The sequence below is a fragment of the Flavobacterium sp. genome (assembly GCF_044361065.1).
In the GTDB taxonomy this organism is placed as follows: domain Bacteria; phylum Bacteroidota; class Bacteroidia; order Flavobacteriales; family Flavobacteriaceae; genus Flavobacterium.
The window spans coordinates 1-16,759 of sequence record NZ_JBIKJI010000005.1; the positions used below are offsets into that span (position 1 = coordinate 1).

14 protein-coding genes are annotated in these 16,759 nt (G+C 31.2%); 12 read left to right on the forward strand and 2 right to left on the reverse strand.

Translation table 11 applies throughout. The features are described from left to right. Positions 1-1,299: molecular chaperone HtpG (gene htpG, locus ACIQ11_RS00705; RefSeq protein WP_396151862.1), on the reverse strand; the 1,299-nt coding region annotated here is incomplete at its 3' end. A 173-nt stretch (positions 1,300-1,472) separates the two neighbouring features. Here htpG and ACIQ11_RS00710 point away from each other — a divergent pair. Then, the gene (locus ACIQ11_RS00710; RefSeq protein ID WP_396151865.1) at positions 1,473-2,396 is read left to right on the forward strand and encodes an ABC transporter ATP-binding protein; all 924 of its coding nucleotides are present in this window, start codon (positions 1,473-1,475) and stop codon (positions 2,394-2,396) included. A 65-nt stretch (positions 2,397-2,461) separates the two neighbouring features. Beyond that, positions 2,462-3,469 carry a 3-oxoacyl-ACP synthase III family protein gene (locus ACIQ11_RS00715; protein WP_291241044.1) on the forward strand — a complete coding sequence of 336 codons (1,008 nt, stop codon included), beginning with the start codon at positions 2,462-2,464 and terminating at the stop codon, positions 3,467-3,469. A 134-nt stretch (positions 3,470-3,603) separates the two neighbouring features. On the opposite strand, the gene ACIQ11_RS00720 is transcribed toward ACIQ11_RS00715, so the two are convergent. Continuing rightward, on the reverse strand, positions 3,604-6,009 hold the full coding sequence (locus tag ACIQ11_RS00720) for a TonB-dependent receptor domain-containing protein (RefSeq protein WP_396151867.1): 2,406 nt from the start codon (positions 6,007-6,009) through the stop codon (positions 3,604-3,606). A 177-nt stretch (positions 6,010-6,186) separates the two neighbouring features. On the opposite strand from ACIQ11_RS00720, the gene argS reads away from it, so the two are divergent. From argS to ACIQ11_RS00770, 10 genes are all read left to right on the forward strand, one after another. After that, the gene (gene argS / locus ACIQ11_RS00725; protein WP_396151903.1) at positions 6,187-7,965 is read left to right on the forward strand and encodes an arginine--tRNA ligase; all 1,779 of its coding nucleotides are present in this window, start codon (positions 6,187-6,189) and stop codon (positions 7,963-7,965) included. 273 nt (positions 7,966-8,238) lie between these two features. Next, positions 8,239-9,696: a hypothetical protein gene (locus ACIQ11_RS00730; RefSeq protein ID WP_396151869.1), complete on the forward strand. Its 1,458-nt coding sequence runs from the start codon at positions 8,239-8,241 to the stop codon at positions 9,694-9,696. Then, complete coding sequence (locus tag ACIQ11_RS00735) at positions 9,689-11,122, forward strand: GDSL-type esterase/lipase family protein (protein ID WP_396151871.1); 1,434 nt, start codon at positions 9,689-9,691, stop codon at positions 11,120-11,122. The genes ACIQ11_RS00730 and ACIQ11_RS00735 overlap by 8 nt, the downstream gene beginning before the upstream one ends. Positions 11,123-11,128: 6 nt before the next feature. Further along, entirely contained in the window at positions 11,129-12,802 is a 1,674-nt protein-coding gene (locus tag ACIQ11_RS00740) for an MBOAT family O-acyltransferase (RefSeq protein ID WP_396151873.1), read from the forward strand. A 66-nt stretch (positions 12,803-12,868) separates the two neighbouring features. Further along, positions 12,869-13,072: a hypothetical protein gene (locus ACIQ11_RS00745; protein ID WP_396151875.1), complete on the forward strand. Its 204-nt coding sequence runs from the start codon at positions 12,869-12,871 to the stop codon at positions 13,070-13,072. Further along, complete coding sequence (gene trxA, locus ACIQ11_RS00750) at positions 13,065-13,376, forward strand: thioredoxin (RefSeq protein WP_396151878.1); 312 nt, start codon at positions 13,065-13,067, stop codon at positions 13,374-13,376. The genes ACIQ11_RS00745 and trxA overlap by 8 nt, the downstream gene beginning before the upstream one ends. Before the next feature lie 46 nt (positions 13,377-13,422). Beyond that, positions 13,423-13,881 carry a hypothetical protein gene (locus tag ACIQ11_RS00755; protein WP_396151880.1) on the forward strand — a complete coding sequence of 153 codons (459 nt, stop codon included), beginning with the start codon at positions 13,423-13,425 and terminating at the stop codon, positions 13,879-13,881. An 83-nt stretch (positions 13,882-13,964) separates the two neighbouring features. Beyond that, positions 13,965-14,156, forward strand: a complete 192-nt coding sequence (locus tag ACIQ11_RS00760; protein ID WP_291241052.1) for a hypothetical protein — start codon at positions 13,965-13,967, stop codon at positions 14,154-14,156. A gap of 139 nt (positions 14,157-14,295) precedes the next feature. Continuing rightward, complete coding sequence (gene ffh, locus ACIQ11_RS00765; RefSeq protein ID WP_396151882.1) at positions 14,296-15,651, forward strand: signal recognition particle protein; 1,356 nt, start codon at positions 14,296-14,298, stop codon at positions 15,649-15,651. A gap of 84 nt (positions 15,652-15,735) precedes the next feature. Beyond that, positions 15,736-16,611, forward strand: coding sequence for a bifunctional 5,10-methylenetetrahydrofolate dehydrogenase/5,10-methenyltetrahydrofolate cyclohydrolase (locus ACIQ11_RS00770; protein ID WP_396151884.1), 876 nt, complete (start codon positions 15,736-15,738; stop codon positions 16,609-16,611). The last annotated feature ends 148 nt before the right edge of the window (positions 16,612-16,759 follow it).

Consider the following 16,759-nt stretch of genomic DNA (forward strand, 5'->3'; position numbering starts at 1 on the left):
AACTAATTTTCCATCTTTATCTGTTTGTAAATCTTTAGTTGCTTCTTTTAATTCTGCTAACGTGTAATATTTGTTTTCTGTTGTAGGATATAAAACAAAATCACCCGATTTTTCATAAAATTTTGGCTCAGAAAGCATTCCGTATTCCAAAACAATTTTAATATCGCTCCATTTTGCTTCAAAATCTTCTCTATTTTCATTAAATAACGATTTCAATTTATCAGCTACTTTTCTAGTAATGTAATTTGAAATTTTCTTTACATTACTATCGGCTTGTAGGCCAGAACGTGAAACGTTTAAAGGAATATCTGGCGAATCTACCACACCTTTAAGCATTAATAAAAATTCGGGTACAATTCCTTCCACATTATCCGTTACGAAAACTTGATTTTGATATAGTTGAATTTTGTCTTTCTGAATTTGTAAGTCGGAACCTAATTTTGGAAAATATAAAATCCCAGTTAAATTAAAAGGATAATCTACATTTAAATGAATGTGAAATAAAGGTTCTTCAAATTGTGAAGGATACAATTCTCTATAAAAGCTTTTATAATCTTCATCAGATAATTCACTTGGTTGTTTCGTCCAAGCTGGATTTGGATTGTTTATGAAATTATCAACATCAATATATTCCGCTTTATAATCGTCTCCAGCATCATCTGGTTTTGGCAATGCTTCTTTTTTAGTTCCAAATTTTATTGGAATCGGCATAAATTTATTGTACTTAGTAAGTAACTCACGGATTTTATATTCTTCTAAAAACTCCAATGAATCCTCTGCAATATGTAATACAATTTCGGTACCTCTATCCGTTTTAGTATGTGGTTCTAAAGTAAATTCAGGACTTCCATCGCAAGTCCAATGCGCAGCTGGCTCGTCTTTAAATGATTTTGTAAAAATTTCAACTTTAGACGCTACCATAAAAGCAGAGTAAAATCCTAAACCAAAATGTCCAATAATTCCAGAATCTTTGGCGGATTCTTCATATTTATTTAAGAATTCTTCTGCACCTGAAAACGCCAATTGGTTGATGTATTTTTCCACTTCATCTGAAGTCATACCAATACCTTGGTCGATAATGTGAAGTTTTTTACCTTCCTTATCAATTTTAATTTCTATAATCGGATTTCCGTATTCCGTTTTTGCTTCACCAATGCTGGTAAGATGTTTTAATTTTAAAGTGGCATCGGTTCCGTTAGAAATTAATTCACGTAGAAAAATCTCGTGATCGCTGTACAAAAATTTTTTAATCAATGGGAAAATATTCTCCACCGAAACATTAATTTTTCCTGATGTCATATGATGTTTGTTTTAATTAAATTAATGATTATGAATAGTCAAATTAAGTACCAATTTTGTTTTTGCTGACAAATTGACATTTTTATTTCATCAAAAACATCATATTTTTTTGGTTACATTTAAAGTAATATATTTACACTTTATTTTTAGAATTATTTTCTTACTATTCGCAAATGCTTCAAGTAAACATTCCTACTTTTTCTTATCAAGAAAAAATTATTTTACAAAATCTAACATTTACTTTAGATGAAGGGCAACAATTAGCCGTTATTGGAGAAAGTGGTTGCGGAAAAAGTACTTTATTGAAATTAATTTACGGATTATATGACTGCGATGAAGGTAATATTTCTTGGAAGTCAGAACCTGTTTTAGGTCCAAAATTTCATCTTGTACCAGGAATGCCTTTTATGAAATATTTAGCACAAGATTTCGATTTAATGCCATTTATTACAGTAGGAGAAAACGTAGGGAAATTTTTATCTAATTTTTATCCAAAAGAAAAACAAAATCGAATAGATGAACTTTTAAATTTGGTAGAAATGTCTGAATTTAAGCACGTAAAAGCCAAGTTTCTAAGTGGCGGCCAGATGCAACGTGTGGCGTTGGCAAGAGTTTTAGCACAAGAACCAGAAGTGTTACTTTTAGACGAGCCATTTTCGCACATAGATAATTTCAGAAAAAACAAATTAAGAAGAAAAATATTTCAATATCTAAAAAATAAACAAATTACAACTCTTGTTGCAAGTCACGATATTAATGATGTGTTGTCATTTTCAGATGAGGTTATTGTTTTAAAAGACACTACTATTTTAGAAAAAGCAACCCCTTTTGAATTATATAACCATCCAAAATCTCAATATACAGCGGCTTTATTTGGTGAGGTAAATGAAATTGAAATAAATGGAAAAATGCAGTTAATTTATCCCAATCAATTGCAAATTATAAAAAAATCTGACATTCAAGTTGAGGTAGTGTCTACCTATTTTAAAGGGAAATATTATTTAATTGAAGCAAAATGGAACAATCAATTTGTGTTTTTTGAATCAGAATTTAAAATTGAGAAACACAGTATCATCAATCTTAAAATTAAGGAATAATTGCGACAATATAAATAATAAATTATAGCATTTTTTTCTTAAATTTGCTTAATAAATCTAATAAAATGTACCACTCAAAAATATCGGGCTTAGGTTATTATGTGCCAGAAAACATTGTAACAAATGATGATTTATCCAAAATAATGGATACCAATGACGAATGGATTCAGGAAAGAACAGGAATTAAAGAGCGTCGTCATATTATTAGAGGTGAAGACACCACTACTTCTATGGGTGTAAAAGCTGCAGAAATAGCCATACAACGGGCAAATGTTGCTAAAGAAGATATTGATTTTGTAATTTTTGCCACACTTTCACCAGATTATTATTTTCCAGGACCTGGTGTGTTAGTGCAGCGTGATTTGGGTTTAAAAACAGTAGGTGCATTAGATGTTAGAAATCAATGTTCTGGATTTGTGTATGCCATTTCAATTGCTGATCAATATATCAAGACAGGAATGTATAAAAATATTTTAGTAATTGGTTCCGAAGTGCACTCCACCGGATTAGATATGTCTGATAAAGGCAGAGGTGTTTCAGTGATTTTTGGTGATGGAGCAGGAGCAGCCGTACTTTCCAGAGAAGAAGATTTGAATAAAGGAATTTTATCAACTCATTTACATTCCGAAGGACAACACGCAGAAGAATTAGCTCTTATTGCACCAGGAATGGGAAAACGCTGGGTTACTGATATTATTGCAGATAATGATCCAAATGATGAAAGTTATTTTCCTTATATGAATGGGCAATTTGTATTTAAAAATGCGGTAGTTCGTTTTAGTGAAGTCATTAATGAAGGTTTACAAGCCAATGATTTACAAGTTTCAGATATTGATTTATTAGTACCGCACCAAGCGAATCTAAGGATTTCACAGTTCATTCAGCAGAAATTTAAATTATCTGATGATCAAGTGTACAACAACATAATGAATTATGGAAATACGACCGCCGCATCTATTCCTATTGCTTTAACAGAAGCTTGGGAAAAAGGTAAAATTAAAAGTGGTGATGTAGTTGTTTTAGCTGCATTTGGTTCTGGTTTTACTTGGGGAAGTGTGATTATTAGATGGTAATTTTTTTAGAGTATAGATAGTAGATTATAGACATTAGATTGTAGAAAATAGATAATAAAAAAAACGTTCAGAAATTCTGAACGCTTTTTTTATTTTTGCCTAATGCCTAATGCCTAATGCCTTAAACCCTAAATCTAAAACATTCCCCCACCTTGGGTTTCGTTTTTCTCACGTTGCTTGCGTTGTAGTTCTTTGTTTTTACCACTTCCAAAATTATAATTGAAACCTACATAAAAGGTTCGGCTTTCAAATCTAAATTCTCCATCTTGACGGAAAGGAATGTTTCCATTGAATCCGAAAAATTGGGTTCTAAACATATCATTCATTCTTGCGGAAAGGGTTCCTTTTCCTTCTAAAACACTATAATTTGCACCAAAATCTACTCGATACATTGGTGTTCTTAAATATTGCAAGCCTAAATCGCGACTTCTGTACATTCCAAATAAATTAAATCGTAATTTTTTTGTAGCGGTAAATGTGTTGTTTAATCGCGTATTAAAAGTGGTTACATTTATTTCTTTATTTTCTGGTAAGTTGGTGTTGATGTTTGTAACAGTTCCACGCACGGTTTTGTAATACACATCTGCACTTGCGTTGGTGGACCACCATTTTGTTAATTTTAAATTGGCATTAATTTCTGCACCCAATTGACTGTTGTTGTCAAAATTATCAAACGACATAATATTTTGAATGTTGTTCAATGGATTTGGGAAAATAACTCTCGAAATTTCAGCATTAATTAATCGGTAAAATACCGCAGAAGTTACACTTCCTAAACTAAAAATTTTAGTATGATTAATTTCGAATGAATTCGTGAATTGTGGTTCTAAAGCAGGATTTCCTCTTGATTCTAACAAAGGTGTGGTCCATTCTCTAATAGGATTTATTTGTCCAATACTCGGGCGATCTACTCTTCGGGTATAGTTTAAATTAAAAGTATTATTATCATCTAATTTATAAGACAAGTAAGCTGATGGATACGCTGTAAATATTTCATCTGCAACCGAAGTGGATTCAAAATAATTTGGATTTCTTTCATTTCTTTCAAATTTCGCATCTAAAGTATATTCTTCGATTCTAACGCCAACTTGGGCGCTAAATTTGCCAAATGATTTACTGTAGTTGGTATAAATCGCGTGAATGTTTCTGTTAAAAGTAAACGGATTAGTACCATAAAATGCCAGCGATTCATTATAGAAATTGTTTTGCCCATCTTGAATTCTACTTTCAAAACCCATTTCAATTTTTGAGTTTTCGTCTATTGGATTCGTATAATCAATATTAAACTGGGCATAATTCGTTTTGCTGTCTATGTCATTCAATCTTAATACGCCATTGTTTCTAAAATAGGAAATATCTTCACTTGAAGTCTTGGCATAATTTGCTTGAAATTCAATTAATTCACCTTTTTTCTTGAAGTTATGTTTGTAGTTTAAATCATAAGTTTGTGTAATATTTCCGCTATTATTTGTAATGGTTTGAAGTTCGTCTGCAAACGTAGTATTATTGTAATAATTTATATTTGTATTTGAATTTCCTTTTCCATCTGCAACATTCCAGTTGGTAAAAAACGATAAAGTATTATTATCATTAATATAATAATCTATACCAATTTTTGCCAAATGCGACGTGTTGGTATTGGCGAAATTGAAATCTTGTCTGTTTTCTAAATTCGGACGGTCTGCTTCTACAAAACCAAAGCTTCTATTTCTTCCGTGATTGAAGCCATAATTCGTATAAAAATTAACTTTTCCTACTTTATAATTCAAATTTAACGACTGATTTGTTTTTGGTGTAATTCCAAATGTATACCCAGTAGTTATACTTCCGTTAAATCCATTTTGTGTGTTTTTATTTAAAATAATATTAATAATTCCGCTATTTCCTTCCGGATTGTATTTAGAAGATGGGTTGGTTATTAATTCTACTTGTTTTATGGAAGCTGATGGGATTTGTTGCAATAATTGTCCTGCATCAATATTGGTTGGTTTTCCGTCAATTAACACTCTAACATTGCTATTGCCACGTAAACTTAATTCCTTGGTTTGTGGATCAATACTTACAGTTGGAATGTTATTAAAAATTTCCGATGCAGTAGTTCCAGATGCAATTAAATCTTTACCAATAGTCACAACTTTTCTGTCTGCTTTTTGTTCAATAGTGGAGCGTTCTTTTACAATAGATACGGTTTCAATAGTATTCGCATTGGATTCTAAAGTAATATTTCCAAGGTTAATTTCTTTATTTTCTTCCGATAAAGTAATCGTTCTTGACGCGTCCTTATATCCTATAAAGTTGACTTTTAAAATATAGCTTTTCAATTCTAAATTTTTTATTTCAAAGCTTCCGTCTTCTTTAGTTGAAATGGCGGCTATAGGTTTTTGACCTTCTAATATGCTAACGGTAGAATATCCAACAGGTTCGTTTGACGTTTTATCAATGATTTTCCCTCTAATAATTCCAGGATTGTTTTGTTGAGCTACTAAAGTTAAAGTTGAAAATACAACTAATAAGGCGCTGAAAATGTGTTTTAATCTCATAATTTTTTTAATGTTTTGTGCAAATAAATTAGCTCAATTATTTCTCAAAAAATGGAAGAGAAATTACGACGTAGAATATGAATTTTGTACATTAGACAAAATTTGTGCATTTTTGTTACAAATGAACTTTTCAATTGGTTAAAAATTCTATCTTTGCACGCTATTAAAAATACGATGATGTTATTACAAGAAATTCTTTTCGAACCTATAAAAAATGCTGTAGCGCAACTGTTTCAAATTTCCATTGAAAAAGTTGAATTTCAATCTACTAAGAAAGATTTTGAAGGCGATATTACTATGGTCGTTTTTCCGTTGGTAAAACAGATTAAAGGAAATCCTGTAGAAATAGGAACTAAAATAGGTGAGTATTTAGTAGAAAACGTTGCTGAGGTATCAAAATTTAATGTAGTTGCAGGTTTTTTAAATTTAGTAATTTCAGATGAATATTATATTTCTTATTTCAATAGCATAAAAAATGATAATTCGTATGGCTTTGTAACGCCTACGGAAGGACAAAAAGCAGTAATGGTAGAATATTCTTCACCAAATACAAACAAACCCTTGCATTTAGGTCATATTAGAAACAACTTATTGGGTTATTCTGTTGCTGAAATTATAAAAGCATCTGGTAAAAAAGTATATAAAACACAAATTATTAACGACAGAGGTATTCATATTTGTAAATCGATGTTGGCTTGGCAAAAATTCGGAAACGGACAAACACCAGATTCAACTGGTTTAAAAGGCGATAAATTAGTGGGTAATTTTTATGTGAAATTTGATAAAGCTTATAAAGTTGAAATTGCTGCTTTGATGTCGCAAGGAAAAACAGAGGAAGAAGCAAAAAAACAAGCGCCACTTATTTTAGAAGCCCAACAAATGCTTTTAGATTGGGAAAATGGGAAACCAGAAGTTATTGAACTTTGGAAAACGATGAACCAATGGGTGTACGATGGATTTTCCGTAACGTATACAAATTTGGGAGTAGATTTCGACAGTTATTATTACGAAAGTAATACCTATTTGTTAGGAAAAGATGTTGTGGAAGAAGGTTTAAGTCGTGGTGTTTTCTTTAAAAAAGAAGATGGTTCAGTTTGGATTGATTTAACGGCTGATGGCTTAGACGAAAAAATTGTATTGCGTTCAGATGGAACTTCTGTTTATATGACACAAGATATCGGAACGGCAATTCAACGAGTTAGAGATTTTTCAGACATTGGTGGAATGGTTTATACCGTTGGAAATGAGCAAGATTATCATTTTAAAGTATTGTTCTTAATTCTTAAAAAATTAGGATACGAATGGGCTGAAAATTTATTCCATTTATCATACGGAATGGTAGAATTACCTTCTGGAAAAATGAAATCACGTGAAGGAACTGTTGTTGATGCAGACGATTTAATGGCAGAAATGACTACAACAGCACAACAAATTTCTGAAGATTTAGGAAAATTAGATGGTTATTCTGAAGAAGAAAAAGCAAGTTTGTATAAAACCATAGGTTTGGGTGCTTTAAAATATTATATGTTAAAAGTAGATCCGAAAAAACAAATGATGTTTAATCCAGAAGAATCGGTAGATTTTAATGGAAATACGGGGCCTTTTATTCAATATACTTATGCTCGTATTCAATCGATTTTAAGAAAAGCAACTTTCGATTATAGTTCCGAATCAAAACTTTTGGAATTACACGAAAAAGAAAAAGAATTAATAAAACAAGTACAATTATTTCCTGAAGTAATTCAAAGCGCTGCAGAAAATCATAGCCCAGCATTAGTTGCGAATTATACATACGATTTGGTTAAAGAATTTAATTCGTTTTATCAAAACGTGTCGATTTTAGGAGAAGATAATTTAGACAAAAAAGTATTTAGAGTACAACTGTCAAAATCTGTAAGCCAAGTAATTAAAAATGCTTTCGGATTATTAGGAATTAGCGTTCCTGAGAGAATGTAACTTCGAGAGCCTCAGTTACCGTTTTCTATTGATTTGATAAACGTTTTCGACTGACTCAGTTGTCGTTTATTGGTTGAGGTTAAATGTTGACTGAGCTTAGTTGTTGACTGAGGTTCTCGAAGTCAACATACTGGTTGAATTTCTCGTGTTAACTGAGGCACTCGTGTTAACTGAGGCACTCGAAGTCAATATACTAAATTGATTGTTCCAAGTTTAAAAATGTTGAACAACGAATTTTGATTAACGAATTTTGAAATAATATAAATAATTAAAGTGAAACAAAACAAGTCTTATTTTTTTCAATCCTGGCTAATTGTAGTAATTGCAATTGTGTCTTTTATTGGGTTTAAATCGTTTTTGCCTAAAAAATTATTTCCAGACGCTTCAACAAATAGCAAAAATATTGTAGTGGATAGTTTGATGTTAGAGGCTGTAGCTGAAGCCGGAAATCTTTCTGAAGAAGACACTTTAACAAACAAAACCATTTCTTTTGTTTCAAATCCGTTAGGAATTAAATTTTCAAGTGAAAAATTCGAACAATACAAAGGATATCAATACCTAATTCCCTTTTTTGAAAAATTGTATCAATTAGAAACCAATAAAAAAGGAAAAGCCCGAATTGCCTATTTTGGTGATTCTATGACAGATGGTGACCTTATTGTGCAAGATGTGCGTACTCAATTTCAAAGTGTTTTTGGTGGAGAAGGCGTTGGGTTTGTAAACATTTCATCAGAATCTGCAGCTTCAAGAGGTTCAGTTATTCACGAATTTTCTCCCAATTGGAAATCGCAATCGTATTTAAAAACAAAAAGCCCATTGCGTTCATTTGGAGTGAATGGTGCTGTTTTCTTTGCAAAAGATACGGCAAATCCTACTTGGGTAAAATTTAAAGCGGGAAGAAATCGTTTTTCAACAACTTTAAATAATCCCACGCTTTTTTATGGAAGTTCCACAAATAAAAAAGGATTGTTGCGTCAAGTTATTGGGAAAGATACCATTTATAAAAAACTTTCTCCAAACGCTACATTAAATACCACACAAATTGGAAGTTCTGTAAATAAAGTTAAAGTAAATTTTATAAATGCCGATTCGATCCCGTTTTACGGATTTAATTTCGATAATGGAAAAGGAATTCACGTTGATAATTTTTCTTCTCGAGGTAACTCTGGTTTACCGTTAGGTTCATTCAATATAGATTTGATGAATGCATTTCAGCAAAAGTTAGGATACGATTTAATTATTTTACAATTTGGAACAAACGTTTTAAATTACGGTTCTTTAAATTATTCTTGGTACGAAAGAAAAATGACTTCTGTTGTAAATCACGTAAAGCAATGTTTTCCAGGTGCCGCAATTTTAATTATTACAACGGCTGATAAATCTACAAAGTACGATATGCAAATGAAATCAGATTCTGCCATTGCTCCATTAATTATGGCTCAAAAACGGTATGCTGTAAAATCAGAAGCCGGCTTAGTAAATTTATATACTTTAATGGGAGGCGATGGTTCTATGGTGAAATGGGTAGAAAATGTACCTGCAAAAGCCAATAAAGATTATACACACTTTAATCACAGAGGTGCTAAAGAAATTGCGCAACTTATTTATAAACAAATAGATACGGGTTACATTGAGTACAAACGATTACGTGCTTTAGCTAAGCAAAAAAAACAACCACAAACAAAGGTATTAGATTCGGTACCAGTAACAAAAGACACTTTAAATGAATAAATTTATATACATATTATTTTTTACTACACTTGGTTTTTCGCAAATCGATTCTGTGAAAGTAGAAATTGATAGTGCTACAATTGCTATTGATACGGCTAATTTTGAAGCGTTTAATAATGTAATTTCTAACGAAAAAGCGCTAACAGCTATTTTTGAAAAATTATACCAATTAGAAGAAAATCAAGATAGAAAAGTACGAATAGTTCATATAGGTGATTCGCACATACAAGCGGATTTATTTACTGGAAAAATTAGATATCGTATGCAGCAAATTTTCGGAAATGCTGGTTTCGGATTTACATTTCCATATAGTTTAGCAAATACAAATAATAGTTCACCTATAAAATTTACTGGTTCTGGCGGATTTTCTGCTACTCGAAATTTATATGCTGATACTTCAAAACCTGTTGGCGTAAGTGGGATATCATTTGAACCTAAGCAAAAAACTTTTCATATTGATATGTTAGTTAAAGATGCTCAATTCGATTTCACAAAATTAAAAGTCATTTCGCCTAAAAACGAAAATATTTTTAATGTGTCATTTGCTAAAAAAAGTTTTACCACGCAAGAAAAAGTAGCTGTTAAAACACCAGCAATAAGTTCTCACAAAGTAAAACCGGGTGAAGTTTTAGGCGTGATTGCAGATAAATATAACATTTCATTAAAACAATTAAAAGCAGCTAACGGATTGACATCTGATAATATTAGAGATGGAAAAATTTTAAAAATTCCTGGTGGAAAAACAGTAACCACTTACAAAACAGTTTCAACTGTAAAGTATGTTTACGAGCCTATTGTTTTAGAAAACACACCATTATACAATTCCTATACTTCCGAAAAACCTATCGATAAAATTACCATTATTGGAAATGAAAATAATTCTGAATTTGCGTTAAATGGTTTGATTTTAGAAAATGAAAATGCAGGTGTTACCTATTCATCTATTGGTGTAAATGGTGCAAAAAGTAGCGATTTTAATAAGTTTCCTTTGTTTTTCGAACAATTACCAGCGCTTGAAGCCGATTTGTATGTAATTTCTTTGGGAACAAACGAAAGTTTTGATAAGCAAGATATTCCTACTTATTTTGGTAACTTAAAAACAATGATTGACGGCATTAAATTAAAATGTCCAGAAGCTTCGATTTTACTTACTACGCCACCACCTTCTGTGTTGCACGGAAAATCTCAAAATATTTACATAGAAAAATATGCCGAAAAAATTATTGAAATGGCAGCTACTGAAAACTATGCAGTTTGGAATTTATTAGATGTTTTTGGTGGAAATAAAAATATTATAATGAATTCAAGAATGGGATTAATGGCAAGAGATAAAGTGCATTATTCTAATACGGGTTATGATAAACAAGGCGAATTGTTTTTCGATGCGTTTATTCAATCCTACGAATTATATAAATCTGAAAAATAAGAGATTGTGTTGCAAGAATGGTTTTATAAAAATATAGGTAAAATTACTCCTGAAGTAATTGAAAAATGGTTTGTTTACAATGAAAAAGAGCCATTGCTTTTTAATACGGGCTTATTTTTAGGTTTGTTTTTGGTGTTTTATTTTTGGTACATTTTACTAAAAAAAGCAGACACCTTGCGAATGGTTTATGTAATTTTATTTTCACTGTTTTTCTATTATAAGTCAAGCGGAATTTATTTTTTATTACTTTTAGGTTCGGCAGTGGTCGATTATAATTTAGGAAATTTAGTACATCGTACTTCAAGTGTTTTTTATAAAAAACTATGTTTAACATTCAGTATCATTCTAAATTTAGGATTTTTAGGCTACTTTAAATACAGTAATTTTTTAGTAGACATTACCAACACCGTTACTGGAGAAAAATTTGCGTTTTTTGATGTGATTTTACCAGTTGGAATTTCATTTTACACCTTTCAATCTATAAGTTATATTATTGAAGTTTACCGAAAAGAAATCGAACCTACTAAACGTTTTGTAGATTATTTGTTTTTCGTTTCCTTTTTTCCACAATTAGTGGCGGGACCTATTGTAAGAGCAAAAGATTTTTTACCTCAAATTTATCAAAAATTAAATGTAACGCAAGACGATATCAATCGTGCGTTTCTATTGATAATTGGTGGATTAATTAAGAAGACGGTAATTTCGGATTATATTTCGTTAAATTTCGTAGATCGAGTTTTTGATTTGCCAAATAGTTATACCCCTTTCGAAAATTTAATGGCGTCTTATGGCTATACGATTCAAATTTATTGTGATTTTTCTGGTTATTCAGATATGGCAATAGGAGTAGCATTATTGTTAGGTTTCAAATTACCAACTAACTTCCGTTCGCCATATAAATCAACTTCTATTACAGATTTTTGGCGCCGTTGGCACATTTCGTTATCTACTTGGTTAAAGGATTTTTTATATATTTCTGTGGGAGGAAATCGGTACGGAACATTTGCAGGATTTTTATTTCCAAGTTTGTTTTTTATAGGTGCTATTGTATGGGGTGTTTCTTTTTCTAAAACAAGTAATATACCATTACTAATAGCTGTAGCATCAGCTATAGTCTTTGTTTTTACTTTTTTATTTTCAAGAGAAAAAGAAAAAACGATGTACACCAACGTGAATTTAATGACAACTATGCTATTAGGAGGTTTATGGCACGGAGCCAGTTTACGATTTATAATTTGGGGTGCTTTACACGGTATGGCTCTTGCTATTCATAAAATATTTTTAGAATATTATCCGCCGTCAAAGCGTAAAATATTCTTTTTAACGCCGTTTTTAAAAATTATTGGAATTCTTGTAACCTTTCATTTTGTAGCGTTTTGTTGGATTTTCTTTCGAGCAAAAGACTTTACAATTGCTTTACAAATTATTCAGAATATCGGAAAAGTAACTTTTGATTTCGATCAGTGGTTTACCATAATTCAAGGCTATCAAAATGTATTTATTTTGATGTTTTTAGGATATTTTTGGCATTATATTCCTGAAAAAGTTACTATCGCCATTCAAGATGTTTTTAAAGCTATGCCTTTAATTACTCGCGCTATTATTTTAGGATTGGTTTTTTGGTTGGTTTATGCCACTGCATCTGCAGGTCCGCAGCCCTTTATTTATTTTCAGTTTTAAGTTCTGTAATATTTGTTACATAGTAGTGATTTTAACTTTAGTACATTTGTCTAAAGATTTTAAACTATGAAAAATATATTCTTTAACAATTGGCATTTTTTGCGCTATTTCCGAATTGCGATTGCTTTATTTTGTTTTTACACCGCATATGAGGAAAATCAATGGGTATTTGTTCCATTTGGTGTTTTCTTTTTGTTTCAAGCGGTTTTTAATTTAGGTTGTGGTCCTAGAGGTTGTAATGTTCCAACTAAAAACAGAGAAGATGAGTAAATTTCAAGAACTAATTAATGGAAACAAACCCGTTTTAGTTGATTTTTTCGCCACTTGGTGTGGTCCTTGCCAAGCTTTAGCTCCAATTTTAATAGATTCAAAAGAAGAGTTAGGAGATGCTGTAAATATCATTAAAATTGATGTAGATAAAAACCAAGAAATTGCAGCTCATTTTCAAGTAAAAGGAGTGCCGACTATGATTTTGTTTCAAAACGGGAAAATGTTATGGAGACAATCGGGTGTGGTTTCTAAAAATGAAATTGTTACTATTGTGAAACAAAAAGTTTATGATATAAAAAAATAATTATATATTTGATTTTCAAAATTGTATAAATTATTAATAAAAGATTATGAAAAAAATTAAAATAATTTCAGTTTTAGCACTTTTATTCGTCCTTAATGTGGCATCTATGTGTAGCGATGATGATGATGCACCAACAAATGTAAATCAAACACAAGTTATTAATACGGTTATTTCAGGTACTTGGCGTATTACAAATTATGTGGATTCAGGAGTAAATGAAACTGCTAATTTTACAGGTTATAATTTTACATTTGCTTCAAATAATGTGCTTTCAGCAGTAGGGAACGGATTAACTACATCAGGAACTTGGTCGGTTACTGATTCAAATAGTAATGATGATACATTAAACGATTTAGATTTTAATATTGCTTTTACCACACCAGCTAATTTTGTAGATTTAACAGATGACTGGGATATTGTTTCCAGAACAGATACAAAAATTCAATTGATTGATGTTAGTGGAGGTAACGGCGGAACAGATTATTTAACCTTCGAAAAAAATTAAGAAAAATTTATGTTTTAAGTAATAATAAATTATTACTTTTGGAATATATAAGTTAATAAGTATAACAAATAAAAATAAATATTATGAAAAAAGTATTGTCAATTGTTGCCTTAATGGCATTTATGGTTTCTTCTGCTTCTGTAGTAAACTTCAAAGAAAAAGAAAAAGAAAAGAAAAAAGAGAAAACTGAAAAATCTTGTTGTTCAGATAAAAAAGCAGCTGAAAAAAAATCATGTGCTTCAACTGAAAAAAAATCATGTTGTTCTAAAAAATAATATGTTTTACATAAGTTAAAAACCGTTCCGAATTTTCAGAACGGTTTTTTTATTTCAAATTTCCAACTTTCGACTTTATCACTTTCGACTTTTAAAACTTTACCTTATATTTGCATTTCATTAAAAAAGCTCAATTATTATGTTTGATAATCTTACCGATAAGTTAGATAAAGCCTTCCATATACTAAAGGGACACGGAAAAATTACGGATGTAAACGTAGCCGATACTTTAAAAGAAGTGCGTCGTGCATTGTTAGACGCCGATGTGAACTTTAAAATTGCTAAAGATTTTACTACAAGAGTTAAAGATAAAGCAATTGGTGAAAATGTATTAACTACATTACAGCCGGGTCAATTGTTGGTAAAATTAGTGAAAGATGAATTGACCGAATTAATGGGTGGCGATGTTGCAGGTGTTAATTTATCTGGAAACCCAACCGTTATTTTAATGTCTGGTTTACAAGGTTCTGGTAAAACGACCTTCTCTGGTAAATTAGCTAATTTTTTAAAAACAAAAAAATCTAAAAACCCACTTTTAGTTGCTTGTGATATTTACCGTCCTGCGGCAATTAATCAGCTGCACGTCGTTGGAGATCAAATAGGTGTTGAAGTGTATTCTGAACCTGAAAATAAAAACGCAGTGTCTATTGCCGAAAATGCAATTAAGCACGCAAAAGCAAATGGTTTTAATGTTGTAATTATTGATACCGCTGGTCGTTTAGCAGTTGATGAAGAAATGATGAACGAAATTGCAAACGTTCATAAAGCCATTCAGCCGCACGAAACGTTATTTGTAGTGGATGCTATGACGGGTCAGGATGCAGTAAACACAGCAAAAGCCTTCAATGATAGATTAAACTTTGATGGAGTTATCCTAACCAAGTTAGATGGAGATACTCGTGGTGGAGCGGCTATTTCAATAAAATCGGTAGTTAATAAACCTATAAAATTCATTGGTACTGGAGAAAAAATGGACGCCATTGATGTGTTCTATCCTTCTCGTATGGCGGAACGAATTTTAGGAATGGGTGATGTGGTTTCTTTGGTTGAAAGAGCTCAAGAACAATATAACGAAGAGGAAGCCAGAAAGATTCAGAAAAAAATTGCTAAAAACGAATTTGGTTTCGATGATTTCTTAGCTCAAATACAACAAATTAAGAAAATGGGAAGTATGAAAGACCTTGTCGGAATGATTCCTGGAGCTGGAAAAGCATTAAAAGATGTAGAAATTGAAGATGACGCTTTTAAACACGTGGAAGCGATTATTCAGTCGATGACGCCCAAAGAAAGAAGCAAACCAGCAATAATTGATGTGAAGAGAAAAACAAGAATTGCAAAAGGAGCTGGTAGAAAAATAGAAGAAGTGAATCAGTTAATGAAACAGTTCGACCAAATGAGTAAAATGATGAAAATGATGCAAGGCGGCGGCGGAAAAAAACTAATGCAAATGATGGGCGGAATGAAAGGGATGCCTTCAATGCCTGGAATGAAATAAATAAGTCGAAAGTCTTAAAGTTTAAAAGTCGAAAGTCTTTAGAACTTTAAGACTTTTAACTTTTCAACTATAAAAACAACAACCATGCAACTATTAGACGGAAAAAAAGTATCAGAAGATATTAAAGAAGAAATTGCTGCCGAAGTAGCAAAAATGAAAGCAAATGGCGAAAAAGTTCCTCATTTAGCTGCAATTATTGTAGGAAATGATGGAGCAAGTTTAACATACGTAGGAAGTAAAGTTAAAGCGTGTGAAAGAGTAGGTTTTGAATCTACTTTGATAAAAATGCCAAGTACGACTTCTGAAACTGAATTGCTTAAAAAAATTGCAGAATTAAACGAAGATTCAAATATTGATGGTTTTATTGTGCAATTACCTTTGCCACCACAAATTGATACTCAACAAGTAATTATGGCCATTCATCCATCAAAAGATGTAGATGGTTTTCATCCAGAAAATTTTGGAAAAATGGCATTGGATATGAGTACATTTATACCAGCTACACCATTTGGAATTTTAGAATTATTAGAAAGATATAATGTTAAAACGCAAGGAAAACATACGGTAGTTATTGGAAGAAGTCATATTGTGGGTCGTCCAATGAGTATATTAATGGGAAGAAAAGGTTTTCCTGGTAATTCAACAGTAACTGTTACGCATACACACACTAAAAATATCACTCAAATTACTTCGCAAGCTGATATTATTATTTCAGCACTTGGTGTGCCAAATTATTTAAAGGCAGAAATGGTAAAAGATGATGTAGTGGTTATTGATGTAGGAATTACTCGTGTAGCAGATGAAACCACCGAAAAAGGATATAAAATTGTAGGTGATGTTGATTTTGAAAATGTTTCTAAGAAAGCATCGTTTATAACTCCAGTTCCTGGTGGAGTTGGCCCTATGACCATTGCAATGTTGTTGAAAAACACATTAATAGCAAGAGAAAATAGAAAATAAAAGAAATAAATCTCAATTTTAAGTTGAGATTTTTTTTTAATTAAAACTACTTTATTCAGGTTTTAAAATCTAAAAATTTAGTTAATATATCTTCAATTAGTTGTTTAATTGTAATGATTTCCTATTTTTGCTTGTTGCAAACAAAACC

Bases quoted from the DNA above. Each gene is read 5' to 3' on its own strand.
- ACIQ11_RS00710 (WP_396151865.1), top strand. From the start codon at position 1,473: ATGCTTCAAGTAAACATTCCTACTTTTTCTTATCAAGAAAAAATTATT.
- ACIQ11_RS00715 (WP_291241044.1), top strand. From the start codon at position 2,462: ATGTACCACTCAAAAATATCGGGCTTAGGTTATTATGTGCCAGAAAAC.
- ACIQ11_RS00720 (WP_396151867.1), bottom strand. From the start codon at position 6,009: ATGAGATTAAAACACATTTTCAGCGCCTTATTAGTTGTATTTTCAACT.
- argS (WP_396151903.1), top strand. From the start codon at position 6,187: ATGTTATTACAAGAAATTCTTTTCGAACCTATAAAAAATGCTGTAGCG.
- ACIQ11_RS00735 (WP_396151871.1), top strand. From the start codon at position 9,689: ATGAATAAATTTATATACATATTATTTTTTACTACACTTGGTTTTTCG.
- ACIQ11_RS00745 (WP_396151875.1), top strand. From the start codon at position 12,869: ATGAAAAATATATTCTTTAACAATTGGCATTTTTTGCGCTATTTCCGA.
- trxA (WP_396151878.1), top strand. From the start codon at position 13,065: ATGAGTAAATTTCAAGAACTAATTAATGGAAACAAACCCGTTTTAGTT.
- ACIQ11_RS00755 (WP_396151880.1), top strand. From the start codon at position 13,423: ATGAAAAAAATTAAAATAATTTCAGTTTTAGCACTTTTATTCGTCCTT.
- ACIQ11_RS00760 (WP_291241052.1), top strand. From the start codon at position 13,965: ATGAAAAAAGTATTGTCAATTGTTGCCTTAATGGCATTTATGGTTTCT.
- ffh (WP_396151882.1), top strand. From the start codon at position 14,296: ATGTTTGATAATCTTACCGATAAGTTAGATAAAGCCTTCCATATACTA.
- ACIQ11_RS00770 (WP_396151884.1), top strand. From the start codon at position 15,736: ATGCAACTATTAGACGGAAAAAAAGTATCAGAAGATATTAAAGAAGAA.